This is a genomic window from Pseudomonas sp. CC11G (genome assembly GCF_056174845.1).
In genome coordinates this window covers 212,413-237,912 of the sequence record NZ_JBWBZC010000003.1, presented here as the reverse complement: position 1 = coordinate 237,912, position 25,500 = coordinate 212,413, and the positions used below count along the sequence as shown (strand labels likewise).

General features: G+C 62.2%; 26 protein-coding genes and 1 other RNA gene. 12 read left to right on the top strand and 15 right to left on the bottom strand.

Features of this window, described 5'->3' with window-relative positions:
* Positions 1 to 34: 34 nt before the first annotated feature.
* Positions 35 to 1,012, bottom strand: coding sequence for an NADPH:quinone oxidoreductase family protein (locus tag AC0V2S_RS05705; protein ID WP_475508882.1), 978 nt, complete (start codon positions 1,010 to 1,012; stop codon positions 35 to 37).
* 133 nt (positions 1,013 to 1,145) lie between these two features.
* On the opposite strand from AC0V2S_RS05705, the gene AC0V2S_RS05700 reads away from it, so the two are divergent.
* Positions 1,146 to 1,574, top strand: a complete 429-nt coding sequence (locus AC0V2S_RS05700) for a flagellar basal body-associated protein FliL (RefSeq protein ID WP_475508881.1) — start codon at positions 1,146 to 1,148, stop codon at positions 1,572 to 1,574.
* A gap of 12 nt (positions 1,575 to 1,586) precedes the next feature.
* Here AC0V2S_RS05700 and AC0V2S_RS05695 read toward each other — a convergent pair whose 3' ends face one another.
* Together AC0V2S_RS05695 and AC0V2S_RS05690 are read right to left on the bottom strand one after the other, a co-directional pair.
* Complete coding sequence (locus AC0V2S_RS05695; protein ID WP_475508880.1) at positions 1,587 to 3,461, bottom strand: sensor domain-containing diguanylate cyclase; 1,875 nt, start codon at positions 3,459 to 3,461, stop codon at positions 1,587 to 1,589.
* A 36-nt stretch (positions 3,462 to 3,497) separates the two neighbouring features.
* Positions 3,498 to 3,944, bottom strand: a complete 447-nt coding sequence (locus tag AC0V2S_RS05690) for an EVE domain-containing protein (RefSeq protein ID WP_475508879.1) — start codon at positions 3,942 to 3,944, stop codon at positions 3,498 to 3,500.
* Positions 3,945 to 4,144: 200 nt separating this feature from the next.
* On the opposite strand from AC0V2S_RS05690, the gene AC0V2S_RS05685 reads away from it, so the two are divergent.
* On the top strand, positions 4,145 to 4,279 hold the full coding sequence (locus AC0V2S_RS05685) for a hypothetical protein (protein WP_108097943.1): 135 nt from the start codon (positions 4,145 to 4,147) through the stop codon (positions 4,277 to 4,279).
* On the opposite strand, the gene AC0V2S_RS05680 is transcribed toward AC0V2S_RS05685, so the two are convergent.
* From AC0V2S_RS05680 to AC0V2S_RS05665, 4 genes are all read right to left on the bottom strand, one after another.
* Positions 4,276 to 4,926: a 5-formyltetrahydrofolate cyclo-ligase gene (locus AC0V2S_RS05680; RefSeq protein WP_475508878.1), complete on the bottom strand. Its 651-nt coding sequence runs from the start codon at positions 4,924 to 4,926 to the stop codon at positions 4,276 to 4,278. The two genes, AC0V2S_RS05685 and AC0V2S_RS05680, sit on opposite strands and share 4 nt — an antisense overlap.
* A gap of 76 nt (positions 4,927 to 5,002) precedes the next feature.
* A non-coding RNA gene (ssrS, locus tag AC0V2S_RS05675) (6S RNA) lies at positions 5,003 to 5,181 on the bottom strand.
* Positions 5,182 to 5,214: 33 nt separating this feature from the next.
* Positions 5,215 to 5,526, bottom strand: a complete 312-nt coding sequence (locus AC0V2S_RS05670) for a cell division protein ZapA (protein WP_108097941.1) — start codon at positions 5,524 to 5,526, stop codon at positions 5,215 to 5,217.
* Entirely contained in the window at positions 5,526 to 5,732 is a 207-nt protein-coding gene (locus AC0V2S_RS05665; RefSeq protein ID WP_475508877.1) for a TIGR02449 family protein, read from the bottom strand. Before AC0V2S_RS05665 ends, AC0V2S_RS05670 begins: the two co-directional genes overlap by 1 nt.
* 157 nt (positions 5,733 to 5,889) lie before the next feature.
* Between AC0V2S_RS05665 and AC0V2S_RS05660 the strand changes: the two genes are divergently transcribed.
* The 8 genes from AC0V2S_RS05660 to gcvH all read left to right on the top strand — a co-directional run bounded on the left by AC0V2S_RS05660 (position 5,890) and on the right by gcvH (position 14,832).
* A complete protein-coding gene (locus tag AC0V2S_RS05660; RefSeq protein WP_475508876.1) occupies positions 5,890 to 6,447 on the top strand; it encodes a YecA/YgfB family protein in 558 nt (185 codons plus the stop codon).
* Positions 6,448 to 6,470: 23 nt separating this feature from the next.
* Positions 6,471 to 7,805 (top strand): Xaa-Pro aminopeptidase, encoded by a 1,335-nt coding sequence (gene pepP / locus AC0V2S_RS05655; protein WP_475508995.1) that lies wholly within the window; start codon positions 6,471 to 6,473, stop codon positions 7,803 to 7,805.
* Positions 7,806 to 7,813: 8 nt separating this feature from the next.
* On the top strand, positions 7,814 to 9,007 hold the full coding sequence (gene ubiH / locus AC0V2S_RS05650) for a 2-octaprenyl-6-methoxyphenyl hydroxylase (protein WP_475508994.1): 1,194 nt from the start codon (positions 7,814 to 7,816) through the stop codon (positions 9,005 to 9,007).
* A gap of 52 nt (positions 9,008 to 9,059) precedes the next feature.
* Positions 9,060 to 10,280 (top strand): 2-octaprenyl-3-methyl-6-methoxy-1,4-benzoquinol hydroxylase, encoded by a 1,221-nt coding sequence (locus AC0V2S_RS05645; RefSeq protein WP_475508993.1) that lies wholly within the window; start codon positions 9,060 to 9,062, stop codon positions 10,278 to 10,280.
* 126 nt (positions 10,281 to 10,406) lie between these two features.
* Entirely contained in the window at positions 10,407 to 11,366 is a 960-nt protein-coding gene (locus tag AC0V2S_RS05640; RefSeq protein ID WP_475508992.1) for an extracellular solute-binding protein, read from the top strand.
* Between the two features lie 103 nt (positions 11,367 to 11,469).
* On the top strand, positions 11,470 to 13,083 hold the full coding sequence (locus tag AC0V2S_RS05635) for an ABC transporter permease (RefSeq protein ID WP_475508875.1): 1,614 nt from the start codon (positions 11,470 to 11,472) through the stop codon (positions 13,081 to 13,083).
* Between the two features lie 179 nt (positions 13,084 to 13,262).
* The gene (gene gcvT / locus AC0V2S_RS05630) at positions 13,263 to 14,345 is read left to right on the top strand and encodes a glycine cleavage system aminomethyltransferase GcvT (protein WP_475508874.1); all 1,083 of its coding nucleotides are present in this window, start codon (positions 13,263 to 13,265) and stop codon (positions 14,343 to 14,345) included.
* Between the two features lie 97 nt (positions 14,346 to 14,442).
* Positions 14,443 to 14,832: a glycine cleavage system protein GcvH gene (gene gcvH / locus AC0V2S_RS05625; protein WP_475508873.1), complete on the top strand. Its 390-nt coding sequence runs from the start codon at positions 14,443 to 14,445 to the stop codon at positions 14,830 to 14,832.
* A gap of 174 nt (positions 14,833 to 15,006) precedes the next feature.
* On the opposite strand, the gene AC0V2S_RS05620 is transcribed toward gcvH, so the two are convergent.
* The 6 genes from AC0V2S_RS05620 to AC0V2S_RS05595 all read right to left on the bottom strand — a co-directional run bounded on the left by AC0V2S_RS05620 (position 15,007) and on the right by AC0V2S_RS05595 (position 20,611).
* Positions 15,007 to 15,231 carry a hypothetical protein gene (locus tag AC0V2S_RS05620; protein ID WP_475508872.1) on the bottom strand — a complete coding sequence of 75 codons (225 nt, stop codon included), beginning with the start codon at positions 15,229 to 15,231 and terminating at the stop codon, positions 15,007 to 15,009.
* A 92-nt stretch (positions 15,232 to 15,323) separates the two neighbouring features.
* Positions 15,324 to 15,641: a DUF2388 domain-containing protein gene (locus AC0V2S_RS05615; RefSeq protein WP_475508871.1), complete on the bottom strand. Its 318-nt coding sequence runs from the start codon at positions 15,639 to 15,641 to the stop codon at positions 15,324 to 15,326.
* A gap of 88 nt (positions 15,642 to 15,729) precedes the next feature.
* Entirely contained in the window at positions 15,730 to 16,179 is a 450-nt protein-coding gene (locus AC0V2S_RS05610; RefSeq protein WP_475508869.1) for an NfeD family protein, read from the bottom strand.
* Positions 16,180 to 16,192: 13 nt separating this feature from the next.
* A complete protein-coding gene (locus tag AC0V2S_RS05605) occupies positions 16,193 to 17,116 on the bottom strand; it encodes an SPFH domain-containing protein (RefSeq protein ID WP_475508868.1) in 924 nt (307 codons plus the stop codon).
* A 53-nt stretch (positions 17,117 to 17,169) separates the two neighbouring features.
* Positions 17,170 to 18,954 carry a type IV pilus assembly ATPase TfpB gene (tfpB, locus tag AC0V2S_RS05600; RefSeq protein ID WP_475508867.1) on the bottom strand — a complete coding sequence of 595 codons (1,785 nt, stop codon included), beginning with the start codon at positions 18,952 to 18,954 and terminating at the stop codon, positions 17,170 to 17,172.
* Positions 18,955 to 19,240: 286 nt separating this feature from the next.
* On the bottom strand, positions 19,241 to 20,611 hold the full coding sequence (locus tag AC0V2S_RS05595; protein ID WP_475508866.1) for a CYTH domain-containing protein: 1,371 nt from the start codon (positions 20,609 to 20,611) through the stop codon (positions 19,241 to 19,243).
* Positions 20,612 to 20,864: 253 nt separating this feature from the next.
* Between AC0V2S_RS05595 and argE the strand changes: the two genes are divergently transcribed.
* Both argE and argA read left to right on the top strand, forming a co-directional pair.
* Positions 20,865 to 22,022 carry an acetylornithine deacetylase gene (gene argE, locus AC0V2S_RS05590; protein WP_475508865.1) on the top strand — a complete coding sequence of 386 codons (1,158 nt, stop codon included), beginning with the start codon at positions 20,865 to 20,867 and terminating at the stop codon, positions 22,020 to 22,022.
* A 117-nt stretch (positions 22,023 to 22,139) separates the two neighbouring features.
* Positions 22,140 to 23,438, top strand: a complete 1,299-nt coding sequence (argA, locus tag AC0V2S_RS05585; RefSeq protein ID WP_475508864.1) for an amino-acid N-acetyltransferase — start codon at positions 22,140 to 22,142, stop codon at positions 23,436 to 23,438.
* Positions 23,439 to 23,537: 99 nt separating this feature from the next.
* Here the strand turns inward: argA and rmf are convergent, their stop codons facing one another.
* Positions 23,538 to 23,750: a ribosome modulation factor gene (rmf, locus tag AC0V2S_RS05580; RefSeq protein ID WP_475508863.1), complete on the bottom strand. Its 213-nt coding sequence runs from the start codon at positions 23,748 to 23,750 to the stop codon at positions 23,538 to 23,540.
* Positions 23,751 to 23,859: 109 nt separating this feature from the next.
* On the bottom strand, positions 23,860 to 25,443 hold the full coding sequence (gshA, locus tag AC0V2S_RS05575; protein WP_475508862.1) for a glutamate--cysteine ligase: 1,584 nt from the start codon (positions 25,441 to 25,443) through the stop codon (positions 23,860 to 23,862).
* Between the last annotated feature and the right edge of the window lie 57 nt (positions 25,444 to 25,500).

The window sequence follows — 25,500 nt, the reverse complement described above, 5'->3', positions numbered from 1 at the left end:
AGAAGGCGGTTTTTTATTGGCAGTTAGCGAGCGCTTAGCGCACCTGCACGACCACTTTACCCACTGCTTTACGTTGGCCCAGCGCATTGATCGCACCGGCGGCATCGGTCAGCGGGAAGGTCTGCGAAACCAACGGTTTGACCTTGCCTTCGGCGAACCACTTGAACAGCTGGTCGAAGTTGGCGGCGTTGTCGCCCGGCTGACGCTGCGCAAACGCGCCCCAGAACACACCAACCAGCGAAGCGCCTTTGAGCAGGGTGAGGTTGGCGGGCAGGGACGGAATGGTGCCGCTGGCGAAACCGACAACCAGGAAGCGACCGTTCCAAGCGATGGAGCGGAAGGCTTCTTCGAAAAGATCGCCGCCGACCGGATCGTAGATCACGTCCACGCCTTGGCCACCGGTCAGCTCTTTGAGTTTCTCTTTCAGGCTGCCTTCGCTGTAGTTGATCAGCTCGTCGGCACCAGCGGCCTTGGCCACTTCCAGTTTTTCAGCGCTGCTGGCGGCAGCGATTACGCGGGCGCCCATGGCTTTGCCGATTTCCACGGCGGCCAGGCCGACACCACCGGAAGCGCCGAGTACCAACAGGGTTTCGCCCGGTTGCAGATTGGCGCGCTGCTTGAGGGCGTGAATCGAGGTGCCGTAGGTCATGCCGAACGCGGCAGCGCTGGCGAAGTCCATGCCTGCCGGAATCGGCATCACGCTGTAGCCCGGCACGGCAACCTGCTCGGCAAAGCTGCCCCAGCCGGTCAGGGCCATCACCCGGTCGCCCGGTTTTACGTGGGTGACTTTCTCGCCCACAGCGGCCACGACACCGGCGGCTTCGCCACCTGGCGAGAACGGGAACGGCGGCTTGAACTGGTACTTGCCTTCAATGATCAGGGTGTCTGGGAAGTTCACGCCGGCGGCGTGTACGTCGAGCAGCACTTCGTTCTTTTTCGGTTCTGGGCTGGCGACTTCTTCCAGTACCAGGGTTTCGGCAGGGCCGAAGGCTTTGCACAACACGGCTTTCATTGGAGTGTTCCTCGCAGAGTTATGGCTTGGCAGTGTAGGTGCGTGGCCGCGAGGGTCAACGAGCATGGCCTGGCCTGATAAAGGTGTATAAGCGCCGGGCTATCGCTATGCTAGAGCAGATACCCAGTCGAGGATGCGCACTGTGAAAGCTTGGTTTGTTCTGTTGATGGCCCTCTCTCTACCGTTCGCGGCCCTGGCCAACGAAGAGGGTGGCGGTGAGGGGGAAAAGGAAGGCAAGACGCCGACAGTGGCCTATATCAGCCTGGTGCCTGCGCTGGTGGGTAATTACGGCACCGGTCCAAAGCTGAAAGTGTTCAAGGCCGACATCGCCTTGCAGGTGACCGGCAGCGATGCCGAAGCCAAGGTCGAGCACCACGAGCCGCTGATCCGCAATCAGCTGGTGATGCTGTTTTCCCAGCAGACTGACGAGGCGATGGGCAACGTCGAGTCCAAGGAAAAGCTGCGCCAGGAAGCGTTGAAGCAGGTGCAGGATGTGCTGACCCAGGAAGAGGGCAAGCCACTGGTGGAAGACCTGCTTTTCAACAACCTCATCGTTCAATAAGCGCGCCGGCGCTCAGCTGGTGAGCCACACACACGTGCAGTTACGGCCCTGATGCTTGGCCTGGTACAGCGCCTGATCACTATGGGCCACCAGGCTGTCGGGGTGGCTGTCGCGACTCGGCGTCACCGTACTCAAGCCGATGCTCGCGGTCAGGCGTGACAGCGGGCTGCCAGGATGGGGCAGGTGCAGCTCGGCCAGCGCCTTGTGAATGCGCGTAGCAATCAGCTCGGCGCCGGCCTGGTCGGTGTTGGCCAGAATCAGCGCAAACTCCTCGCCGCCATAGCGGCACACCGCATCGCCATCGCGCAGCAGGCAATCTTGCAGGGCGGTCGCCACTTTGCGCAGAGCATCGTCGCCGGCCAGATGGCCGAGCTGGTCGTTGTAGGCTTTGAAGTGATCCACATCCAGCATCAGCAAACTCATCGGCGCGCCAATACGCTGCAGGCGCCGCCATTCGCTATGTAGCTGGTGGTCGAAGAAGCGCCGGTTGTACAAACCGGTCAGGCCATCGCGCTGCGACAGGTGCTGAAGTTGCGCTTCGAGTTGCAGGCGCTCGTTGTTATCGCGCGACACCCCAATCAAGTATTCGTGGCCGTTCACCTGCACCAGTTGCGCGCTGATTTCCGCTGGCTGAATGCTGCCGTTACGCCGGCGCATTTCCCGTTGGAAAATCTTCCCCTGGTTGTCGTGCTGGGCCTGGCGCACCAACTCCACCCAGGCGTGAAAGCCCAGCAGCAGGCTTTCCGGCTGCTCGCGCAATTGCTGGCGGAATTCGTCGGCGCTGTAGCCCAGGCTGCTGTAGGTGGCCTTGTTCATATGCAGGATATTGCGGTTTTGCGGGTCGATGATAAACAGCCCATCGCGGCTGGAGTCGGTGAGGTCGACCACCAGTTGCAAGCGCTCGCGGCTGTCGCGCAGTACTTGCTCAATCAATTCCCGGTTGCCCACTTCCTCATTGAGCCGGCTGTTGCTGGCTTGCAGGGCGCCGGCCCGGCGGGCGTTTTCCAGCGCCAACGCCAATGCCGCTATTAAAAGCAGCGTGGTGGTCAGTCCTGCGCCCAGCACCACCATCGGCAACGGGCTGGACAGTTGTTGCGCCAGCTTGCGGGTGGGGTTGAGTTGCAGGGTGAAGTTGCGGTTGTTGAGCAGGTGCAGCGGCAGCTCCTGCTGCAGGCCGGCGCTGAAGTCGGCCTGTTCGCGGCTGTACAGCGGGCGACCAAACTCCAGCAGGCGCACGTTGAAGTCGGCGCTGTCGACGGTGTCGAGCAGTTCGTCCATCAACGTTTGAACGCGGAAGATGCCTTGCACGAAGCCATCGAAGGTGCGGTCGCCGTGGTCGTTCTGCACATACAACGGCGTGTACAGGGCAAAACCACGGCCGCCTTGCACCAGTTCGAAGCTATTGGAAAAGACTGCCTTGCCCTGGGTCTTGGCCTGCATGGCCAACAGGTAATTGGGGTGGGCTGGGGTGAGTTGGAAATTGATCGCCGCTTCGTTACCGGCTAGCGGCAGAATCCAGCGCAGGTGCAGGTCGGCGTCGGCCCATTGAATGGCCTGATAGCCGCGGAAATTCTGCAGCGAAAAGCGCGCTTCGAGTTCCCATTCTTCGCGGGTCAGGCGGCCGTGGTGCTGCCACAAACTGGCCACGCGGTAGAGGTCTTGCGCCTGGGTGGTGAGGCTGCCTTCGAGTTGCCGGGTCAGCAGGCGCGCCTGGGCGGCCACGCGCTCATTGGCGTGGGCGCGCTCGATGGTCACCATCTTCTGCCACAGCAGCAGACTGGCGCCGAGCAATAGCAGCGCCAGCAGCACCAGTGCCAGGCGGGCGCGCCAGGCCGGGCGTGCGATGGGTAGTGACGATGTGGTGTCGTGCAAGCTCTCTAATTCCATGCACAGTGTCCGTGTTGCTTAATGCAGAGCGCAGCCTTAAATCGCTAAAACCGCCGCCCATTCGCTAGCACTGACTGGCATCACCGAAAGCCGGCTGCCTTTTTTAACCAAGGGTAGTTCGCTTAAATCCGCCAGCTCGCGCAACGTTGATAAAGCGATGACCCTGGGGAACGCCTCGACGAATTCCACGTCCAAGGCGCTCCACGGATTCTTCTCCACACTGGCCTTGGCATCGTAGTAATGGCTGTGCGGGTCGAGCGCCGTGGGGTCCGGGTAGGCCGAAGCAATAATCCGGCCGATTCCGGCAATGCCCGGCTCCGGGCAACTGGAGTGGTAAAAGAAGAACAGGTCGCCCACGGCCATGCTGCGCACGAAGTTACGTGCCTGGTAATTGCGCACGCCGTCCCAGCGCGCGTGGCCGAGGCGTTGCAGGTCGTGGATGGAAAGTTCTTCGGGTTCGGATTTCATAAGCCAGTGAGGCATGAACTTTGCTCTTCGCTCGTGGGGTTAAGTCTTTGTGGGCCGTTGCTCACATTTAGACGACAGCCGGTGGGCGTCAGAATTGCACAGGCAGGCACCATGCTGGAGAATGCCGCGCAGTTGAATCTAACGCCGCCGGACGGTCCAAAAACAAAAAACGTCGCGGGTTTAGTGCGAAATTTGCCTGGAGGGGGAGGCAATCGATGAAGAAACGTAAACCAGATTTGTTGTGGGTTTTGGTAATTCTGTTTGGTCTGGGTGTCGTAACCACCGGTTACACCCAGAGCCTGTGGGACCGTCAGAACGACGCTCCAGTCACATTGTCGCAACAGCCTTAAGGCTGACTGCTGACGCCGGTGAGTGCCGCACTTGTTGCGGCCCTGCTGCCGCGGTACCAGGCCTGGTCCGTTACCGTCGCGTGCAACACCACATCCCAGTTGGCCAGCGCCAGGCGATCCACTTTCTGACATTCATGGGCCACGCCCAATAACGTCGGCTTGTGCCAATTATGGCGCCTCTGCAAATACGCCAGGCTGCGATCATAGAAACCGCCGCCCATCCCCAGGCGTCCGCCCTCGGGGTCGAAACCTACTAATGGCAACATGATCAAATCCAGCGCCCAGACTTTGCGTTGGCGTTGAGCGTTGGCCGTAGGTTCGGCGATTCGAAAACGGTTGGGTCGCAGGCGCTCATTCGGGCGCACCCGCTGAAACACCATTTTGGTTCGTGGCCATGCACTGAGAACGGGCAGGTACGTTGCCTTGCCGCGCCGTTGTGCAGCGCGCATCAGTGGGCGCGGATCGATCTCGCCGTCGGTGGGCAGATACAGTGCAATATGCCGTGCACGACGAAAAAGTGGGTGTTGGGAAAGTTGCCGATAAAGCTGTTCGCCGGCCTGGCGTTGGGCGCTCGCACCGAGTGCGCGCCGTGCTTTACGAAGCAGGCGACGCAGTTGCGGGCGGGAGAGATCGGCGGCGGTCAGCATGCTGTGACGGCCAGGGCTCGCAGGCGCGAACCGGTGAAAAACTCAACGCCAAAGGCTGGCAATGAGTGAAGAAGTAAGACCCCCCGGCGTGCCGCTGTCGGCTTAGCCCTTGAACCCGAAAGTTCAAGGTGGAGGTTGCAGGGAGCGTTAAGGCTTTCCGTCAGGCGGACATGCACACCGGCTCCAACTTGCAACCCCCGGGTTTGTGCGTATCGGCTCAGGGACATCACCAACTGGCGCACACTCCAGGGAGCGGCGGCCAGTATACCCGAATAAACCGCTCTGCAATCAGCTATGGCTGCTGTCCTGATCGGTGGCCAGGGCACCGTCGACTCGCTCCAGCAGATCGCGCACGTGGGCGCGGGTGGAGCTGACGTCCTGATCCAGGCGCTGCTGTTTGTGCAACAGGTCGTGCGTAATGTTGAGTGCCGCCATGACCGCCACGCGGTCGGCGCCGATCACTTTGCCGCCGCTGCGGATCTCACGCATCTTGCCGTCCAGGTAGCGCGCAGCGCTTTCCAGGTTGGCGCGTTCGTCCGCCGGGCAGGCGATGCAATAGTCTTTATCAAGGATGTGAACGGTAACGGTGTTCGAGGTCATTAGTCCTGCTCCAGGGCTTTGAGGCGCGAAATCATCGATTCGACCTTATGCCGGGCCATTTCGTTCTTTTCGATCAGATGGGCGCGCTCTTCGCGCCAAGACTGCTCGCTCGCACGTAAGGCGCGGTTGTCGGCTTTCAGCTGCTCGACGCGCGAAATCAGCAGTTCCAGCTTGAGGGTGAGCGCGTGCAGATCGGCGTCTTCCATGGGCTCTCACTAGGAAATTGATGTGGCGAAACTATATAGGAAGGCACGGGCAGCGGGGGAAACCCGTTGACGTCCGCCAATGGTCTTGGCGCGCTTGCCGGTGCTAGGATACTAGGCCTCCATTCTAGTCATTGCGCCCTCTGGCGCCTAGTTGCCAATGCCCACTCAAAATTCCCCGTATAGCGCTTTCGCCACCCTGCTTGCCAGCAGCGGTCAACCCGTCTCACCTGCCGAGCTGCACGGCCTGTTGCTCGGCCGCAGCTGCGCCGGCGCCGGCTTTGAAGCCGACGCCTGGCTGGTGGACGCCGCCGACCTGTTCACCGCCGAGCCTGCCGACAACATCCGCGCCGCCCTTATCGGCCTGCAGGAAATGGTCAAAGCCGAACTGACCGGCGATGACGTCACCGTCGTTCTGCTTTTGCCATCCGACGATGCGCCGCTGGCCGACCGCGCCGCCGCCATGGGTCAGTGGTGCCAAGGCTTTCTCGCCGGTTTTGGTTTGACCGCCCGCGACGCCGCCTTGAGCAGCGAAGCCATGGAAGTGCTGCAAGACCTTGCCGCGATTGCCCAGGTGCAAGAAGCCCTGGAGGAATCCGAAGACGGCGAAAACGACTATATGGAAGTGATGGAATACCTGCGTGTAGCGCCGCTGCTGCTGTTCACCGAATGCGTGAAGCCCTCCGCATCGGCCGCTCCAAAACCATCCCTGCACTGATTTTCGAACAGATGAGCTCGCCCATGATCAGCATCCCCAAGTCGGAATACGCTCGTCGGCGCAAGGCGCTGATGGCGCAGATGGAACCCAACAGCATCGCCATCCTGCCGGCGGCGCCGGTGTACATCCGCAACCGCGACGTTGAGCATATCTACCGTCAGGACAGCGATTTCCAATACCTCAGCGGCTTCCCAGAGCCCGAGGCGGTTATCGCGCTGATCCCCGGCCGTGAGCATGGCGAGTACGTGTTGTTTTGCCGCGAGCGTGATCCGGAGCGCGAACTCTGGGACGGCCTGCGTGCCGGTCAGGACGGCGCCATCTCCCAGTTCGGCGCCGACGATGCGTTCCCGATTGGCGATATCGACGAAATCCTGCCCGGCCTGATCGAAGGCCGTGACCGCGTGTACTACGCCATGGGCACCAACCAGGAATTCGACCGGCACCTGATGGAGTGGATCAACGTTATCCGTTCCAAAGCCCGTCAGGGCGCACAGCCGCCAAACGAGTTCGTCGCCCTTACGCATTTGCTACACGACATGCGTCTGTACAAGTCGGCTAACGAAGTGAAGGTGATGCGCGAAGCGGCGCAGATTTCCTCGCGCGCCCATATCCGCGCCATGCAAGCCAGCCGCGCCGGTCTGAGCGAATACCACCTGGAAGCCGAACTGGATTACGAATTCCGCAAGGGCGGGGCGAAGATGCCGGCGTACGGTTCTATCGTCGCCGCCGGCCGCAATGCCTGCATCCTGCACTACCGCGAAAACGATGCGCCGCTCAAAGACGGCGACCTGGTGCTGATCGACGCCGGTTGTGAAATCGACTGCTACGCCAGCGATATCACCCGCACCTTCCCGGTCAGCGGTAAGTTCTCGCCGGAGCAGAAAGCCATCTACGAGTTGGTGCTCAAATCCCAGGAAGCCGCGTTCGCCGCCATCGGCCCGGACAAGCACTGGAACGAAGCCCACGAAGCCACCGTGCAAGTCATCACCGCCGGCCTGGTGGAACTCGGTTTGCTCGAAGGTGATGTGGACGAGCTGATCGCCAGCGAAGCCTACAAACCGTTCTATATGCACCGCGCCGGCCACTGGCTGGGCATGGACGTGCACGATGTCGGCGACTACAAGGTCGGCGGCGAATGGCGAGTTCTGGAGGTCGGCATGGCGCTGACGGTCGAGCCCGGCATCTATATCGCTGTGGATAACCAGAACGTCGCGAAAAAATGGCGCGGCATCGGCGTGCGTATTGAAGACGACGTGGTGGTCACCAAGACCGGCTGCGAAATCATCACCAAAGACGCGCCGAAAACCGTCGCGGAAATCGAGGCCCTGATGGCCGCTGCTCGCACTCAGGCTGCCTGACGGTGACCGTGGACAAAAGCCGCGCGCAACTCGCCATCATCGGTGGCGGCCTGGTCGGCGCCAGCCTGGCGCTGGCGCTGCAAGCCGGGGCCAAGGCACGCGGTTGGTCGATTGTGCTGATCGAGCCGTTCGCCCCTGGCGACAGCTACCAGCCCAGCTACGACGCACGCTCCACCGCGCTTTCTTACGGCACGCAGCAGATTTATCAGCGTCTCGGCATCTGGCCCAAAGTGGCTGAGCGGGCTGAAGCCATTCTGCATATTCATGTCTCGGACCGTGGCCGCTTTGCAGCGGCGCGTTTGAGTGCGCAAGAAGAGGGCGTGCCGGCTCTGGGTTATGTCGCCGAGAACGCCTGGCTGGGGCATTGCCTGTGGCAAGCGCTGGACCCTGAAGTCGTAAGCTGGCGTTGCCCCGCCGAAGTGGTTTCCATGCAAACCATCGGCGACGGTTATCGCCTGACCCTCAATGACGAAACCCAACTCGACTGCGACCTCGCCGTACTGGCCGATGGCGGCCGCTCCGGCTTGCGCGAACAGCTCGGCATCACGGTAAAAAGCACTGCCTACAAACAAAGCGCGCTGATCGCCAATATCAGCATCAGCCAGCCCCATGGCGGCCTGGCGTTTGAACGCTTTACCGACGAAGGCCCGTTGGCCTTGTTGCCGCTTTCGGATAACCGCAGTGCCCTGATCTGGACGCGTCCTGGCGACGACGCCCAACGCCTGCTGGCGCTGGACGACCGCGCGTTTCTCGCCGAGCTGCAAAGCCTGTTTGGCTACCGCTTGGGCGCTTTACGTCAGGTCGGCGCGCGGCATGTGTACCCGCTGTCGCTGATTGAAGCGCAGGAGCAGGTGCGCGCCAATCTGGTGGTGCTCGGCAACGCCGCCCACAGCCTGCACCCCATCGCCGGCCAGGGTTACAACCTGGCCCTGCGCGACGTTCAGGCCCTGGCCGAAGCGCTACTGGCTGGCCCCGCTATTCCTGGCGACTTCGCCACCCTGCAGCAGTACTACGCCGCCCAACAGCTGGACCAGACCCTGACCGTCGGCTTTTCCGACCGCGTCACCCGCCTGTTCAGCAATGCCGAGCCGCTGTTGGCCACCGGTCGCAACCTCGGGTTGTTGGGCCTGGATATGCTGCCGCCGGCCAAGCGCTGGTTTGCCCGGCAGGCCATGGGTATCGGTACCCGCAGCGAACACTAATCAATTTTCCGGCAGCCCGATGGCTGCCCGTGAACAGGCTGAAAGCATGGAAATGCGAGCGGATTTGGTAGTAGTGGGTGCCGGCATGGTCGGCAGCGCGCTGGCCCTGGCCTTGCGCGAAAGTGGTCTGGATATTTTGCTGATCGACGGCAGCCCGTTGAGCGTCAAACCCTTTGACCAGAGCGCGGCGTTCGAGCCTCGCGTCAGCGCCTTGTCGATGGCCAGCCAACGGATTCTCGAGCGCGTGGGTGCCTGGTCCGGCATCGAAGCGCGGCGCACCAGCCCCTATGGCGACATGCAGGTTTGGGACGGTTCCGGCACCGGACAGATCCATTTCTCCGCCGCCAGCGTGCATGCCGACGTGCTCGGTCATATCGTCGAAAACAGGGTGATTCAGGACGCGCTGCTCGAGCAGTTGCACGCGACCGACCTGGGCCTGCTGGCCAACGCCCGCCTCGAACAACTGCGCCACTCCGGCGATGACTGGCTGCTAACCCTCGCCGATGGCCGCACCGTGCGCGCGCCGCTGGTGATTGCCGCTGACGGCGCCAATTCTGCCGTACGCCGCCTGGCCGGTTGCGCCACCCGCGAGTGGGATTACCTGCACCACGCCATCGTTACCAGCGTGCGCTGCAGCAAGCCGCACCAACTGACCGCCTGGCAGCGCTTTACCGACGATGGCCCGCTGGCGTTCCTGCCGCTGGCCCGTGATGGCGATGGCCAGGACTGGTGCTCGATTGTCTGGTCCACCACGCCCACTCAAGCCGAACGCCTGATGGCCCTGGACGACGCCGAGTTCTGCCGTGAACTGGGCAAGGCCTTCGAGTGGCGTTTGGGGGACGTGCTGGAGGCCGATCCGCGTCTGTGTATTCCGCTGCGCCAACGCCACGCCAAGCGTTATGTCGAACCGGGGCTGGCCCTGATCGGCGACGCCGCGCACACCATTCACCCGTTGGCAGGGCAAGGTGTAAACCTCGGCTTTCTCGACGCCGCCGTGCTCGCCGAAGTGCTGCTGCATGCCGTTGAGCGTGGCGAAAATATTGCCGATGAGCGCGTGCTTAGCCGATTCGAACGCAGGCGCATGCCGCACAACCTGGCGATGATGGCGGCGATGGAAGGCTTTCAGCGTCTGTTCCAGGCCGATCCGTTGCCGGTGCGGTGGTTGCGCAATAGCGGGCTGAATCTGGTGGATGGGTTGGCGGAAGGGAAGGCCCTGTTCGTGCGGCAGGCGCTGGGGTTGTCTGGCGATTTGCCGGCATTGGCCAAGGCCTGACGCAACATTCCGTCACACCTCGATTGCCGCTGGCCAAGTGAGGTTCACTATCATTTGCGGCCTTCTGGCTTTTACGAGGACCTGCCCGTGCAGATTCGCCGCACACTCCTTTCTCTCTTTGTGCTGATGGGCGCAACCACTGTGCAGGCCGCCGATGAGGTGGTGGTGTATTCCTCGCGCATCGACGAGCTGATCAAGCCGGTGTTCGACGCCTACACCGCCAAGACCGGCGTAAAGGTCAAGTTCATCACCGACAAGGAAGCGCCGCTGATGCAGCGCATCAAGGCTGAAGGCACCAATGCCACCGCCGACCTGCTGCTGACCGTAGACGCCGGCAACCTCTGGCAAGCCGAGAACATGGGCATTCTGCAGCCCTTCGACTCACCCGTGATCGACGCCAATATCCCCAGCCAATACCGTTCTTCCACAGACAGTTGGACCGGCCTGTCGCTGCGCGCGCGCACCATTGCCTATTCCACCGACCGGGTGAAACCGGAGGAGCTGTCGACCTACGAAGCATTGGCCGGCAAGGAGTGGGAAGGGCGCCTGTGCCTGCGTACGGCGAAGAAGGTCTACAACCAGTCGCTGACCGCTACGCTGATCGAAACCCACGGCGCCGAGAAAACGGAAGAAATCCTCAAGGGCTGGGTTAACAACCTGTCCACCGATGTGTTCTCCGACGATATCGCTGTGTTGCAGGCCATTAATGCCGGGCAATGCGATGTGGGCATCGTCAACACCTACTACTACGGTCGGTTGCACAAGCAGGAGCCGAGTCTGGCGGTGAAGTTGTTCTGGCCGAACCAGGCTGACCGTGGCGTGCATGTAAACCTGTCGGGTATCGGCCTGACCAAACATGCACCGCACCCGGAGGCCGCCAAGGCTCTGGTGGAGTGGATGACCGGGCCGGATGCGCAGGCGATTTTCTCCGGGGTGAATCAGGAGTACCCGGCGAATCCGAGCGTGAAGCCTTCGGAGGAAGTGGCGAGTTGGGGGACGTTTAAGGCCGACACCATTTCGGTCGAGGTTGCAGGGAAGCGCCAGGCCGAAGCGATTAAATTGATGGATAGAGCGGGTTGGTATTGATGTAGGTTGGGTTGAGCCGGAGGCGAAGCCCAACATTTGCCGCTCTACCGAAACGTTGGGCTTCGCTACGCTCAACCCAACCTACCTCCTGAACGGATAATCCGTGGTTCACCAACGTCGCTGGTATTTCCTCTCCTTTGCCATCGCCGCGCTGGTGCTGCTTCCGCTCACGGTGCTGGCGCTGTCCTGGCAAACCATCGACCACGAGATCTGGGCCCATCTGTGGGATACCCAGATGCCGCGCCTGCTTGGCAACACCCTGACCCTGCTGATCGGCGTCGGCCTCGGCGTCACCCTGTTGGGCGTCAGCCTGGCCTGGCTCACCAGCCTGTGTGAATTCCCCGGCCGTCGCTGGCTGGACTGGGCGCTGATGCTGCCGTTCGCCATTCCCGCCTATGTATTGGCCTTCGTGTTTGTCGGCTTGCTGGACTTCGCCGGCCCTGTGCAAAGCCTGCTGCGGGAATGGTTCGGCATGGGCCTGCGTCTGCCCCGCGTTCGCTCCACCGGCGGGGTGATCATCGTGCTGGTGCTGGTCTTCTACCCCTACGTCTACCTGCTCGCGCGCAGTGCGTTTCTGGCGCAGGGCAAGGGCTTGATGGAAGCGGCGCGCATTCTTGGGCAATCGCCCTGGCAAGCCTTCTGGCGCGTGGCGATGCCGATGGCGCGCCCGGCAATCGGTGCCGGGGTGGCCTTGGCCCTGATGGAAACCCTGGCCGATTTTGGCGCCGTGTCGGTGTTCAATTTCGACACCTTCACCACCGCCATCTACAAAACCTGGTACGGCTTCTACAGCCTCTCCAGCGCCACCCAACTGGCCAGCCTGTTGCTGTTGGCGGTGATGCTGGTGCTGTACGGCGAGCGCCGCGCCCGCGGTGCTACCCGGCCGACCAGCGAGCGGCCGCGCGGTCAGGCGCTGTACAACCTGCACGGCTGGAAAGCCCTGGCGGCCAGTAGCTGGTGCGGTCTGGTGTTCGCCTGCGCGTTTCTCGTGCCCCTGCTGCAACTGGTGGTGTGGTGCTGGCAGCGCGGACGGTTTGATCTGGACGAGCGCTATGTCGGCCTGATCCTGCACACGCTGTACCTCGGCGTTATCGCTGCCGTCGTCACCGTCGCGGTGGCGTTGGTGTTGGTATTTGCCCGCCGGCTGGTGCCGACCCGGCGGATTCGCAGCGCCGTCAGCCTGGCCAACCTCGGGTATGCGTTGCCGGGCTCGGTGCTTGCGGTGTCGATCATGCTGGTGTTCAGCTACCTCGACCGCGAGCTGGTGGTGCCGCTCTCGCAGTGGCTGGGCGGCGCTGGTAAGCCGTTGTTGCTTGGCAGTTTGCTGGCGCTGGTGCTGGCTTACCTGATCCGCTTTATCACCGTGGCCTACGGCCCGCTGGAAGGCGCCCTGGCGCGAATCCGTCCGTCGTTGCCGGAAGCCTCACGCAGCCTCGGCGTGGCCGGTTATGGCCTGTTCTTCCGTGTGTACCTTCCGCTGTTGGTGCCGGGCGCGTTGAGCGCCGGTTTGCTGGTGTTCGTCGATGTGCTCAAGGAAATGCCCGCCACGTTGCTGATGCGCCCGTTCGGCTGGGACACCCTGGCCGTGCGCATTTTCGAGATGACCAGTGAGGGCGAGTGGGCCCGCGCTGCGCTGCCAGCCCTGACCCTGGTGCTGGTAGGCCTGCTGCCAGTAGTCGGCCTGATCCGACGCTCGGCACGCCGTTACGGGCGCTGACCAAGTGGTCGGTAAGGCGTGTGTGCAGGCGCCAGTCTTGCGGCTACAATGCGCGCCATTCGGTGTAGGACGTCATCCAGACCGGTGTATTGAAACCTCGTGCAAGTGCCCGATATTCCTGGGCGCAGCCGGGCTTCAAGCACTGCCCGCACCTTCGCCAAGCCCGGAAGGAGAAACCCATGGGACAGCGCACGCCCCTCTATGATCAGCACCTTGCATTGGGTGCCAAGATGGTCGATTTCGGCGGTTGGGACATGCCCTTGCATTACGGCTCGCAAGTTGAGGAGCACCATCAGGTGCGCCGCGATTGCGGGGTGTTCGATGTGTCGCACATGACCGTCGTCGACGTCAGCGGGCCCCAGGCCAAGGCCTACCTGCAGCACCTGCTGGCCAACGACATCGAGCGCCTGCAAGAGCTGGGCAAAGCGCTGTACAGCGGCATGCTCAATGCCGAGGGTGGGGTGATCGACGACCTGATCGTCTACCTCACCGCCGAGGGTTACCGCGTGGTGGTCAACGCCGCCACCCGTGACAAAGACCTGGCCTGGATGCAGGCGCAAACCGCCGGCTTCGACGTGCAGCTCAACGAGCGCAGCGAACTGGCGATGCTGGCCATTCAAGGCCCCCATGCGCGGGCCAAAACCGCCGAGCTGGTATCGGCCAGCCGCGCCGCGCTGATTACCGACCTCAAACCTTTCCAGGGCTTCGCCGACGGCGACTGGTTTATTGCCCGCACCGGCTACACCGGTGAAGACGGCCTGGAAATCGTGCTGCCCCGTGATGAGGCCTCACATTTCTTCAATGAGCTGGTGGGCGCCGGTATCGCCCCCATCGGCCTTGGTGCGCGTGACACCCTGCGCCTGGAAGCCGGCATGAACCTGTACGGCCAGGACATGGATGAAAGCGTTTCCCCACTGGCCGCCAATATGGCCTGGACCATCGCCTGGGAACCCGCTGCCCGCAGCTTCGTTGGCCGTAACGCCCTGGAAGCACAACGCAGTGCCGGGGCCCAACCGAAACTGGTCGGCCTGGTGCTGGAAGAGCGCGGCGTGCTGCGCGCCCATCAGGTGGTGCGCGTGGAAGGCATTGGCGAAGGTGAAATCACCAGCGGCAGCTTTTCACCTACGCTGGGTAAATCCATCGCCTTGGCGCGTGTTCCTGCCAACACCGGGGAACGGGCCGAGGTAGAAATTCGAGGCAAGTGGTATCCGGTGCGGGTAGTACGGCCTAATTTTGTGCGACACGGCAAAGCATTGATCTGATCGGCCGGGCGGCGTCACGGAAAAACCGGGCCGCCCGCCACAACCTGCTAAATTTTCCAGGCGGACATTCCGCCTCCCCGACTCCGAGGACCAAGACATGAGCAATATCCCCAGCGAACTGCGTTACGCCGCCAGCCACGAATGGGCCCGCCTTGAAGCCGATGGCAGCGTGACCGTGGGCATTTCCGACCACGCGCAGGAAGCGCTGGGCGATGTGGTATTTGTTGAGTTGCCGGAAGTCGGCAAACAACTGGCCGCCGGGCAGGAAGCCGGCGTGGTTGAATCGGTAAAAGCTGCTTCCGATATCTACTCGCCGGTGAGCGGTGTGGTGACGGCGATTAACGATGCGCTGGCCGATGCGCCGGAAAGCGTGAACGGCGACCCGTATGGCAGCTGGTTCTACAAGCTGCAGCCGAGTGATGTGAGTGAGTTGGATAAGTTGTTGGATGCGGGCGCTTATCAAGCCGTGGCTGACGCCGACGCATAACATAGTCAAAGGCTCTGCACCCCTCTCCCGCTTGCGGGAGAGGGGTCGGGGGTGAGGGTAGGGGCAAACGAAGTTCTGCTGAAGTGGCCAGCGAAGATCTAAAGATCTACAGCAACAGCCCCTCTCCCGCCCTTCGGGCACCCTCTCCCGCAAGCGGGCGAGGGGATACTTGCCTTACTCGGGCTTCAGCTGCAACTTCGGCAACAACCCCAATAGCAGCACGTTGAAAATAATCAGCAAACCGCTGCCAAACGCGCTCAGCAGTTGCCACACCGTGCTCGGCAATAGCCCGAGCAAATCCATGCCCACCAGCGACAGCAACCGATCGGTGAACCACACGGCGTTCACCGCGATCATCAGGATGAGCACGACTTTCAGGGTAGGGATGGGATTGCCCATGGCAACGGTCCTTGTCGATGGAGAGAAAGGGCGATGCTCGCACATCGCCCTTTACGGTAACCGGAAGCGGTCGGCAATCCTGCCAGCCAGGCTTACTGAGCGGGAGCGGGCTCGGCGGTCAGAATCGCTTGTGCCAGCTGGTCATCGGAGGCTTGCAGATCGGGGTGTTCGGCGCGCACTTTCTGCAGCGCGGCTTCCAGATACGGGCCACGGATGGCGCCGTTACTGGCGATAAAGCTGCCGGCATCTTCCTGGGCATTCACGATTACTTTGTGGTCGTGACGCGAGGTGAGATAGAACGAACCGGTGGTGGCGCCAGACGACAACACGTTGCGCCAGAAATCGTCGGCCGAGGCCGAGGCAACCGGGATAATGACCAACAAGGACGCAATAACGAGTTTACGATGCATGGTGTTTCTCCTGCGTGGCTCGCGCAAAGGGCGTGAAAGTAGGACTTCAAGCCCAGCGCCCGAGTTCAAGTTGCTTTGCAGGAGAGCCTTAAGCGCAGGCTTTGATTTTTAGCACCACGCCGTCCTGACCCACCACCTCCACCGGCGTACCAGCGGGCATATCCGGACCGCTGACCAGCCACAGGCTGTCGCCGGCCTTGATCTTGCCGCGCCCACCGACAATGGCTTCATGCAGGGCAAAGGTGCGCCCCAGAAACTCCTGGCCGCGCTGATTCAGCCCAGGCTGCTGCGAGGTTTTGCCGGCCGTGCGCAGGCGCTGCCACCAGAGCACGGCGGTCAGTACCGAGAGCACGGCGAACAGCAGAAACTGCCACGGCCACGGCAATGCAGGAAACAGGTAACTAAGCACGCCCACCGCGGCGGCGGCCATGCCGGTCCACAGCAGATAACCGCCGGCGCCGAACACTTCCAGAATCAGCAGCAGGGTGCCGAGGGCCAACCAGTCCCAGAAGGACAGGTGTTGCAGAAAATCCATCATCGGTAACGCGTCCTTACGCTTTCTTGTTGGTGTCGAACGTGGCTTTGACGATCTCGCCAATCCCGCCGACCGCGCCGATCACCTGGCTGGCTTCCAGCGGCATTAGAATCACTTTGCTGTTGTTGGCCGAGGCCAGTTTGCCCAGTGCGTCGATGTATTTCTGCGCCACGAAATAGTTGATCGCCTGCACGTTACCGCTGGCGATGGCTTCCGATACCACCTGGGTCGCGCGGGCTTCAGCTTCGGCCTGACGCTCACGGGCTTCGGACTCCAGAAACGCCGCTTGCCGTTCACCTTCGGCTTCGAGAATCTGCGCCTGCTTCTTGCCTTCGGCAGTCAGAATGGCGGCCGCACGCAGGCCCTCGGCTTCGAGGATTTGCGCACGTTTTACCCGCTCGGCTTTCATCTGCCCGGACATGGCCGCCATCAGGTCGGCGGGTGGGCTGATGTCCTTGATTTCGATCCGGGTGATCTTGATGCCCCACGGCGCGGTGGCTTCATCGACGGTGCGCAGCAGGCGCTCGTTGATCACATCGCGTTGGCCAAGCATGGCGTCCAGCTCCATGGAGCCGAGCACGGTACGGATATTGGTTTGCAGCAGGTTGCGGATGGCGTGTTCGAGGTTGTTTACCTCATAGGCCGCCTGAGCGGTGTTCACCACCTGGAAGAAGCACACGGCGTCGATCTGCACGGTGGCGTTGTCCGAGGTAATGACTTCCTGCGGCGGAATATCCAACACGTTTTCCATCACGTTGATGCGCCGGCCGATGCGGTCCATCACCGGCACGATGATGTTCAGGCCTGGGCGCAAAGTGTTGGTGTAGCGGCCAAAGCGCTCCACGGTCCACTCGAAGCCTTGCGGCACGACCTTGAAGCCCATAAAGAGAATGGCGACCGCGAGGCCGACGAAGAGAAACAGCACACTGCCGATTTGCATAACGGATCCTTGTTGTGGGGTGTTCAGGTGAAGCGTTTGGTTGGAGCGAAACCTTACTTCTGTTCACTCTGCGGTGTCACCCGCAGCACTTCCTCAATCGTGGTGAGACCGGCCGCAACCTTCTGCGCGCCGGACAGCCGCAGGCTGCGCATACCTTCCTTGAACGCCTGGCGGCGCAGGGACAGCAGGTCGGTGTCGGCGCTGATATAGGGCTTCAGGCTGTCGCTGAGCTGCATGATTTCATACACCCCGGCGCGACCACGGTAACCCGTGTCGCGGCATTCCAGACAGCCCACGGCCTTGTGCGCGCCGGTAGGCAGCGGGGCGCTCCAGGGGCGGGTCAGCGACTGCCAGTCTTCTTCGGTAATCTCAACCGGCTCTTTGCAGTGCGGGCACAGGGTGCGCACTAACCGCTGGGCCATTACCCCGAGCAAGGTGGCCTTGAGCAGGTAGTACGGTACGCCCAGTTCCAGCAGACGGGTGATGGCGCTGGGGGCGTCGTTGGTGTGCAGGGTGGAGAGCACCAGGTGGCCGGTGAGCGCCGCCTGAATCGCCATCTCGGCGGTTTCCAGGTCGCGGATCTCGCCGACCATGATGATGTCCGGGTCTTGCCGCATCAGGGCGCGCACGCCACTGGCGAAGTTCAGGTCGATGTTGTGCTGCACCTGCATTTGGTTGAAGGCCGGCTCGATCATCTCGATGGGGTCTTCGATCGTGCACAGGTTGACCTCGGAGGTCGCCAGCTTTTTCAGCGAGGTGTACAGCGTGGTGGTCTTGCCCGAACCGGTAGGGCCGGTCACCAGAATGATGCCGTTGGGTTGGCTGGTCATTTCCAGCCAGCGCTTCAAGTCATCCGGCGAAAAACCCAGCTGGTCGAAGTTTTTCAGCAGCACTTCCGGGTCGAAAATCCGCATCACCATCTTTTCGCCAAAGGCGGTGGGCAGGGTGGACAAGCGCAGCTCCACTTCGCCGCCATCCGGGGTTTTGGTTTTTACCCGGCCGTCCTGCGGTTTGCGTTTTTCCGCCACGTTCATCCGCCCCAGGGTTTTCAGGCGGCTGACAATCGCCATGGTTACCTGCGGCGGGAATTGGTAGACGTTGTGCAACACGCCGTCGATGCGAAAGCGCACCGTGCCCTGTTCGCGACGCGGCTCGATATGGATATCGCTGGCGCGCTGCTGGTAGGCGTACTGGAACAGCCAGTCGACGATATTGACGATGTGCGAGTCGTTGGCGTCCGGCTCCTGGTCGCTGGCGCCGAGGTTCAGCAATTGCTCGAAGTTGCCGATGCTGGTGCTCTTGGTGTCCACCGCCGAAGCGCCGCTAACCGATTTGGCCAGGCGGAAGAACTCCACGGTAAAGCGCTGGATATCCGCCGGGTTGGCCACCACGCGTTTGATCGGGCGCTTGAGCACGTGGGTGAGGTTGGCTTCCCAGCTGCTGACAAATGGCTGGGCGCTGGCGATGGTCACCGCTTCGTTGTCTGCCGCCACGGCGAGAATCTTGTGGCGTTGGGCGAAGGCGTAGGACATCAGCGGGGTGACGGCGGCGACGTTGATTTTCAGCGGGTCGATGCGCAAGTACGGCTGACCGGCCAGGTTGGCCAACCAGATGGTCAGGGTTTCCAGGTCGAGTTTCTTGCCGGGGCGGCTGAGGTCATCCACCTGCTGCGCGGCGATAAATTCCAGCGGATGCTGTTGGATGTTGCTGGAGCTGCGGCGGATCGCCATCAGTTGTTCAGCGGTGTCCTGTGCCACACGGCCTTGGCTGACCAACTCGCGCAACAGGTCATTGAGATCCAGCGTGCGATCTTGGCCCTGGGTAGCGAAGGCAGACATGCGAACTCCTGATTAACGCGGTATTGCGAGACGAATTGAACGCTGCGCGGTTGGCGGCAGAGGTTCAAGAATAGTCGCAAGCATGCCCGATTGCGTGGTTCGGCGCCAAACCGAGTCGACAGCTTTGCACCCGAACAAACTCAACTGCTCTGCACCCCTCGCCCGCTTGCGGGAGAGGGGCCGGGGGAGAGGGCCGGTGCCAACGAAGATCTACGCCGAGAGCCCCTCTCCCGCCCTTCGGGCACCCTCTCCCGCAAGCGGGCGAGGGGAAATGCCCGCGACCGAGTTAGCCGCGCAGAAGAGTTTTCCACGCCTTGGTCGTCAACACCGTCTGCGCCTGCTGACTGCGGGCATCCAGGCAATCATCTTCAATCGCCCGGTGCGCCAGATCGCGCAGTTTGTTCAGCTCGCCATACAGGCGGTCCACTTCCGGCACCTCCACCAGCACCTGACGGGCCAAGCGCAGCCACACCTGAATGCGCTCGATGCGCGGCAGTTGCTCGGCCAGATCTTCCGGTTGCTGCTGGTAGCGGCCCAGTTGCAGGCTGCGGGCTTCTTCGGCCAGCAGGGTCGGCAGCCAGTTGCCCAGCGGCGCGGCGCCTTGGCGGTTGCCGCGATTGTTGCGCTCGGTGGTCCAGGCGTTGGTCAGCAACCACAGCGAGGTATTGAGCGAGAACTGGCCCCAACGGGTGCCTTGCAGCTCTTCCTGAAACAACGCCGGCGCCGCTTGGCGGGCTTCGTCATCGGTTAGACCCGCGACTACCCGTGGGCGCCAGTCGTTCAGAAGGGCGTCGAGGCGTTCGCGCAGATCATGGCTGCTGGCACGCGGCGCCGCCTGGCCCAGGCTGCTAAGCAGGGCACGCAGGTCGACCAGCTGTTCCAGCCATTCCACCAGCAACCGCCAGTGGCCATTGAAACGGTATTGCTCGGCCAGGCGCTGGCTGCTGCCGAGCAGGTTCCAGGCCAGGGCGCTGAAGGCCGAGTCGAGCGGCTGCTCAACGGTCAGCTCCGGGTGCGGCAGGCTCAGGGAGTAGCTATTGGCATCGAACAGACGGTAACCGCGTTCGGCCTTGCTGATATCGCACGGCATCAGCGACAGGTCGGCGGCCAGTTCGGCAGCCAGTTCCAGCAGCGCTTGTGGCTCGCCCTGGCGCAGTTCCAGTTCCAGCTCGCAGATCTCTTCTTCCTGGCCGCCGGCGACGACTTTGCCCAGGTCCAGCGCCGCTTCTACCACCACTTTAGCCTTGCCACGGCCCCAGGCGATTTCAGCCCGTTCGCGCACGAAGTCGGTGGTGAAGATCACTTGCAGGGTTTTCTTGTCCAACTCCGCAAGGGATGCCGGCCAGCACGTGTCGTCGAGCTTTTTCAGATCGAGTTTGGTCTTGGCCACGTCCCAGTCGTACTCATTGCGCTCGGAGAGCCCGGCCACGCTTTGCCCGCGGGTTTTCAGAGTCTGGATAAATTGATCGCCGTCGCGGCGGATGCGCAGGGCGATACGCGCCTTGGCCAGGTCGCGCTCGGGGGTGTCGAAGTATTGGTTGAGCAGTTCGCGCTGCTCCCAGCCCGCCTTGTTGCGCTTTTTCAGCAGCGGGTGGTCGCGCAGGGCAGTGAGGGTTTCGCGGCTGACGCGGAGTTTGATTTCGGTTTCTTTCTGCATGGCCGGGGAATCCAAACGCTGTTAACTAAGGCGGTGAAGTGTACAGGCCCGTTGCACTTGCGTCCTGCGGCAACGCCAACCCCCCCCCGCCGTCATTCCAGCGCAGGCTGGAATCCAGAATGGCCCATCAAGCGCGACCTCCTGAACCAGCCTGGGTCCCAGCCTGCGCTGGGACGACGGTGCAGGTGGCCGCTTACGGTTTATTCCTGCACAACGATGCATCTATGATGGGCTTCGCCCGTGGAGACCTGGCATGCCATTACCCAGTTTAAAAGAGCAATTCGCCGCGCTCATCGCTGCGCCGTCGGTGAGCTGTACGCAGCCGAGCCTCGACCTGTCGAACAAGGCGGTGATCGATTTGCTCAGCACCTGGTTGGGCGACCTCGGGTTTACCTGCGACATCCAGCAAGTGGCCCCCGGCAAATTCAATCTGCTCGCCAGCTTTGGCACAGGCCCCGGCGGCCTGGTGTTGGCCGGACACAGCGACACCGTGCCGTATGACGACGCCCTGTGGAAAACCGACCCGCTGAAACTCACCGAAGTGGACGGCACCTGGGTTGGCCTCGGCGTTTGCGACATGAAGAGCTTTTTCGCGTTGGTGATCGAAGCGGTATTGCCGCTGCTGGCGCACCCGTTCAAACAGCCGCTGCTGGTGCTGGCCACCTGCGACGAAGAAAGCTCCATGGCCGGCGCCCGTGCCCTGGCCGCCGCCGGCAAACCGCTGGGCCGCGCCGCCGTGATTGGCGAGCCCACCGGCCTGCGGCCGATTCGCCTGCACAAAGGCGTGATGATGGAGCGCATCGATATTCTCGGCCGCAGCGGCCATTCCTCCGACCCAAGCCTGGGCCACAGCGCCCTGGAAGCCATGCACTCGACCATGGCCGAGCTGATGCAGCTGCGCCAGAAATGGCAGCGCCTGTACCGCAACGAGCAGTTCAGCGTGCCGCAGCCGACCATGAACTTCGGCTGCATCCACGGCGGCGACAACCCCAACCGTATCTGCGGGCAATGCTCGTTGGAATTCGACTTGCGGCCCTTGCCGGGAATGGACGCCGAGCAGCTGCGCGCCGCCATCCGCGAAAAGCTCAAGCCGATTGCCGAGCGCCATGAAGTGAAGATCGACTACGCGCCGCTGTTCCCCCATGTGCCGGCGTTTGAGCAGGCCGCCGACGCCGAATTGGTGCGCGTGGCCGAGCGCCTGACCGGCCATCGCGCCGAGGCAGTGGCATTCGGCACCGAAGCGCCTTATCTTCAGCAGCTCGGTTGCGAAACCATCGTGCTCGGCCCCGGCGATATCAGCTGCGCGCATCAGCCCGGCGAATTCCTGGAACTGTCACGTTTGCAACCCACAGTGAAGGTGCTGCGTGAATTGATTCAGCACTATTGCCTCACCCCATCGACATCTCAATGAGCGCTTACCCAATGACAAGGAGCACCCGCGTGTTACAGCCCCAATTGCGACGATAAAGCTGATTTTTCGCTGTACCTGCACAGGCTTTCTCATCACGAATAAAAGGCTCTTCGCGCTATGCCCGAATACGTCAATTGGCTTCGCCATGCTTCGCCCTATATCAACGCCCACCGGGACTGCACCTTCGTGGTCATGCTGCCCGGCGACGGCGTTGCGCACCCCAACTTCGGCAATATCATTCACGACCTGGTGCTGCTCCACAGTCTGGGCGTGCGCCTGGTGCTGGTGCACGGTTCGCGTCCGCAGATTGAAGCGCGCCTGGCCGCCCGTGGCCTGACCCCGCACTACCACCGCGATATGCGCATTACCGACGGCCCGACCCTGGAATGCGTGATCGACGCCGTGGGCCAGCTGCGAATCGCCATTGAAGCTCGGCTGTCGATGGACATGGCGGCCTCGCCGATGCAGGGCTCGCGCCTGCGGGTGGCCGGCGGCAATTTTGTTACCGCGCGGCCGATTGGCGTGGTCGAGGGCGTGGACTACCACCACACCGGCGAAGTGCGCCGGGTCGACCGCAAAGGCATTGGCCGGTTGCTGGACGAGCGCTCCATCGTGCTGCTTTCGCCGCTGGGTTATTCGCCGACTGGGGAAATCTTCAACCTCGCCTGCGAAGACGTTGCCATGCGCGCGGCCATCGACCTGGGCGCCGACAAACTCATTCTGTTCGGCAACGAACAAGGCCTGATGGACGACGCCGGCAAGCTGGTGCGCGAACTGCGTCCGCAGCAAGTGCCCAACCATTTGCAGCGCCTGGGCAACAGCTACCAGGCCGAGCTCCTCGATGCGGCGGCGCAAGCTTGCCGGGGCGGAGTGAAACGCGCGCATATCGTCAGCTATAGCGAAGACGGCTCCTTGCTCACCGAACTGTTTACCCGCGACGGCGGCGGCACGCTGGTGGACCAGGAGCAGTTCGAGCAGCTGCGTGAAGCCACCATTGAGGATGTGGGTGGTTTGATCGACCTGATCAGTCCGCTGGAAGAGCAGGGCATTCTGGTGCGTCGCTCACGCGAAGTGCTGGAGCGCGAGATCGAGCAATTCACCATCGTTGAGCGCGACGGCCTGATCATCGCCTGCGCGGCGCTGTACCAGATTGCCGACTCCGACAGCGGTGAGCTGGCGTGCCTGGCGGTGAACCCGGAGTACCGCCATGGCGGTCGGGGTGATGAGCTGCTGGAACGCATCGAAGAGCGGGCGAAGGCGCAGGGGTTGAAGACGTTGTTTGTACTCACGACCCGTACGGCGCACTGGTTCAGAGAGCGGGGGTTTGAGCCGAGTGGCGTGGAACGGCTGCCGGCGGCCAGGGCTTCGCTGTACAACTATCAGCGTAATTCGCAGATCTTCGAGAAACAGTTGTAAGCCCGAAAAGCATCGAGGCTGAAGCCTCTCCCACACAGGAACTCAGTCACCCTGTGGGAGAGGCTTCAGCCTCGAGTTTTTGATCTTTGGGTAAGAGGATCAGGCGGTCTTCTGCGCCAACAACTGATACTGCTCTTCCCCATCATCCCAACCCGCTTCCCAGGCAGCCGCGAGCACATCGGCGGCGTGGGGTTGGTTGCTGATGGGGCTGCCGGTCAAACCTGCCATGTAGCCTTGTTGGTAAGCCTTGTTGAGGCTTTCCAGGCTCCATTGCGGGTCGTCTTCCTTGGGGATGGCCTCTGGGGGCGCCATGGGCAAGCTCGCGTGGGGTAACTGGGCTAATGCTAGCCCTGTGCGGCCGAGAGCGACCGACCGTCGGTCCCGGCTTTTACCCCGCTGGCTTTTTTTGTGACGGTGTCGACTAAACCGCCAACGCCAGAATACTGGCCTGGTACGCGGCGACAAACGTGTCGAAATCACCGCTCTGTTCAGCCTCGGTCGCCGCCTGGTCGGCCAGCGATTGCTGCACCGATTCTTCAAATTGCGCGCTTTGCTCGGCACTCAATGGCGTGCTGCGGAAGTACTCGGCGTGCGCCTGGCTTTGCTGCAACGAGAACTCGGTAAAGGTCTGCTTGTTGGTCCGCAACGCGGCCAGCACTTGCGCCGATGGCGTCAGTGCAGTGTCGGCCACTTTGGCGCGTTGAGCGGCCAGGGCCTTTACGTGTTCGTCGCCACCGTGGCTCTCATCGAGCAGCGCGCTGAGCTTGCCGATGCTGTCGAGCAACTCGTTGGCCCATTCCTGCAGGCCGATGGCCACACCATGGCGCTGCAGCTGCAAGTCCGGTTTACGGCCTTCTTTCACCACGGTGAGGAAGTTGTAGGTGCAGCTATGGCATTCGTTGCTGCTCAAATCTGGGCTTTCCTGCAGGGCGCAGAACAGCACGAAGGCGTCGATAAAGCGCGCGCTCTGCAGATCGATGCCCATCGGCAGGAACGGGTTGATGTCCAGGCAACGCACTTCCACGTATTGCACGCCACGGGCCATCAGCGCCTGAATCGGCCGCTCGCCGCTGTAGGTCACGCGCTTGGGGCGGATGTTCGAGTAGTACTCGTTTTCGATCTGCAGGATGTTGGTGTTCAGCTGCTGCCACTCACCATCTTTCTTGGTGCCTGCTTCGGCATAGGCCGGGTAGGGCGTCGACACCGCGCAACGCAGGCTGTCGGTGTAGCTGGCCAGGTCGTCGTAGCACGGCGTCAGGCCGGCCTGGGCGCTGCTTTGGTAACCCAGATCACTCATGCGCAGGCTGGTGGCGTACGGCAGGTACAGCGTGTGTTCGTCGAGTTGCTGCAGCTTGTGCGGGCGGCCGCGCAGAAAGCCGGCGTCCAGGGCTGGCGAGGCACCGAACAGGTACATCAGCAGCCAGCTGTAGCGGCGGAAGTTACGGATCAGGGCGATATAGCGCTCGGACTGATAGTCACGCGGGCTCTGGGTATCGTCTTCGGCCACTTGCAACAACGGCCATACCGCTTCGGGCAAGGAGAAGTTGTAGTGGATGCCCGCGATGCACTGCATGGTCTTGCCATACCGCAGGGCCAGGCCTTTGCGGTACACGTACTTGAGGCGGCCGATATTCGAATTGCCGTAGCGGGCGATCGGAATCACCTCTTCTTCGGGCAACGGGCAGGGCATCGACGGGCTCCACAGGTATTCGTTGTCGAGTTTGCTGTAGGCAAAACGATGGATCTGTTCGAGGTCCGCCAGGGTCGCCGCCGGGTCCGGTTCGGCCGGGGTGATGAACTCCAGCAGCGACTCGGAATAGTCGGTGGTGATCTGCGGGTGGGTCAACGCGGATCCCAAGGCGATGGGGTGCGGTGTCAGGGCGAGTTGGCCCTGGTTATCGACACGCAGGCATTCGCGCTCGATCCCGTGCAGGCACTGGGTAAGCAAATTCAGGTGGGCGGGCTTGCTGAGCAGTGCCAAACGGCGGGATAGGAGGTCGCTCAATTTTGTGTTCCTTCGCGTCAGTCGGCCCTATATGGGGGTGAGATCAACGGTCTGCAA

Excerpts from the sequence above, each read along its gene's own strand:
- gcvT (WP_475508874.1), top strand. The coding sequence starts at position 13,263 with ATGGGACAGCGCACGCCCCTCTATGATCAGCACCTTGCATTGGGTGCC.
- AC0V2S_RS05605 (WP_475508868.1), bottom strand. The coding sequence starts at position 17,116 with ATGCAAATCGGCAGTGTGCTGTTTCTCTTCGTCGGCCTCGCGGTCGCC.
- tfpB (WP_475508867.1), bottom strand. The coding sequence starts at position 18,954 with ATGTCTGCCTTCGCTACCCAGGGCCAAGATCGCACGCTGGATCTCAAT.
- AC0V2S_RS05685 (WP_108097943.1), top strand. The coding sequence starts at position 4,145 with ATGAAGAAACGTAAACCAGATTTGTTGTGGGTTTTGGTAATTCTGTTT.
- AC0V2S_RS05615 (WP_475508871.1), bottom strand. The coding sequence starts at position 15,641 with ATGCATCGTAAACTCGTTATTGCGTCCTTGTTGGTCATTATCCCGGTT.
- AC0V2S_RS05680 (WP_475508878.1), bottom strand. The coding sequence starts at position 4,926 with ATGCTGACCGCCGCCGATCTCTCCCGCCCGCAACTGCGTCGCCTGCTT.
- AC0V2S_RS05700 (WP_475508881.1), top strand. The coding sequence starts at position 1,146 with ATGCGCACTGTGAAAGCTTGGTTTGTTCTGTTGATGGCCCTCTCTCTA.
- argE (WP_475508865.1), top strand. The coding sequence starts at position 20,865 with ATGCCATTACCCAGTTTAAAAGAGCAATTCGCCGCGCTCATCGCTGCG.
- pepP (WP_475508995.1), top strand. The coding sequence starts at position 6,471 with ATGATCAGCATCCCCAAGTCGGAATACGCTCGTCGGCGCAAGGCGCTG.
- AC0V2S_RS05595 (WP_475508866.1), bottom strand. The coding sequence starts at position 20,611 with ATGCAGAAAGAAACCGAAATCAAACTCCGCGTCAGCCGCGAAACCCTC.
- AC0V2S_RS05705 (WP_475508882.1), bottom strand. The coding sequence starts at position 1,012 with ATGAAAGCCGTGTTGTGCAAAGCCTTCGGCCCTGCCGAAACCCTGGTA.
- AC0V2S_RS05645 (WP_475508993.1), top strand. The coding sequence starts at position 9,060 with ATGCGAGCGGATTTGGTAGTAGTGGGTGCCGGCATGGTCGGCAGCGCG.
- AC0V2S_RS05670 (WP_108097941.1), bottom strand. The coding sequence starts at position 5,526 with ATGACCTCGAACACCGTTACCGTTCACATCCTTGATAAAGACTATTGC.
- gcvH (WP_475508873.1), top strand. The coding sequence starts at position 14,443 with ATGAGCAATATCCCCAGCGAACTGCGTTACGCCGCCAGCCACGAATGG.
- AC0V2S_RS05690 (WP_475508879.1), bottom strand. The coding sequence starts at position 3,944 with ATGCCTCACTGGCTTATGAAATCCGAACCCGAAGAACTTTCCATCCAC.
- AC0V2S_RS05660 (WP_475508876.1), top strand. The coding sequence starts at position 5,890 with ATGCCCACTCAAAATTCCCCGTATAGCGCTTTCGCCACCCTGCTTGCC.
- AC0V2S_RS05695 (WP_475508880.1), bottom strand. The coding sequence starts at position 3,461 with ATGGAATTAGAGAGCTTGCACGACACCACATCGTCACTACCCATCGCA.
- AC0V2S_RS05620 (WP_475508872.1), bottom strand. The coding sequence starts at position 15,231 with ATGGGCAATCCCATCCCTACCCTGAAAGTCGTGCTCATCCTGATGATC.
- AC0V2S_RS05665 (WP_475508877.1), bottom strand. The coding sequence starts at position 5,732 with ATGGAAGACGCCGATCTGCACGCGCTCACCCTCAAGCTGGAACTGCTG.
- argA (WP_475508864.1), top strand. The coding sequence starts at position 22,140 with ATGCCCGAATACGTCAATTGGCTTCGCCATGCTTCGCCCTATATCAAC.
- rmf (WP_475508863.1), bottom strand. The coding sequence starts at position 23,750 with ATGGCGCCCCCAGAGGCCATCCCCAAGGAAGACGACCCGCAATGGAGC.
- AC0V2S_RS05640 (WP_475508992.1), top strand. The coding sequence starts at position 10,407 with ATGGGCGCAACCACTGTGCAGGCCGCCGATGAGGTGGTGGTGTATTCC.
- AC0V2S_RS05610 (WP_475508869.1), bottom strand. The coding sequence starts at position 16,179 with ATGATGGATTTTCTGCAACACCTGTCCTTCTGGGACTGGTTGGCCCTC.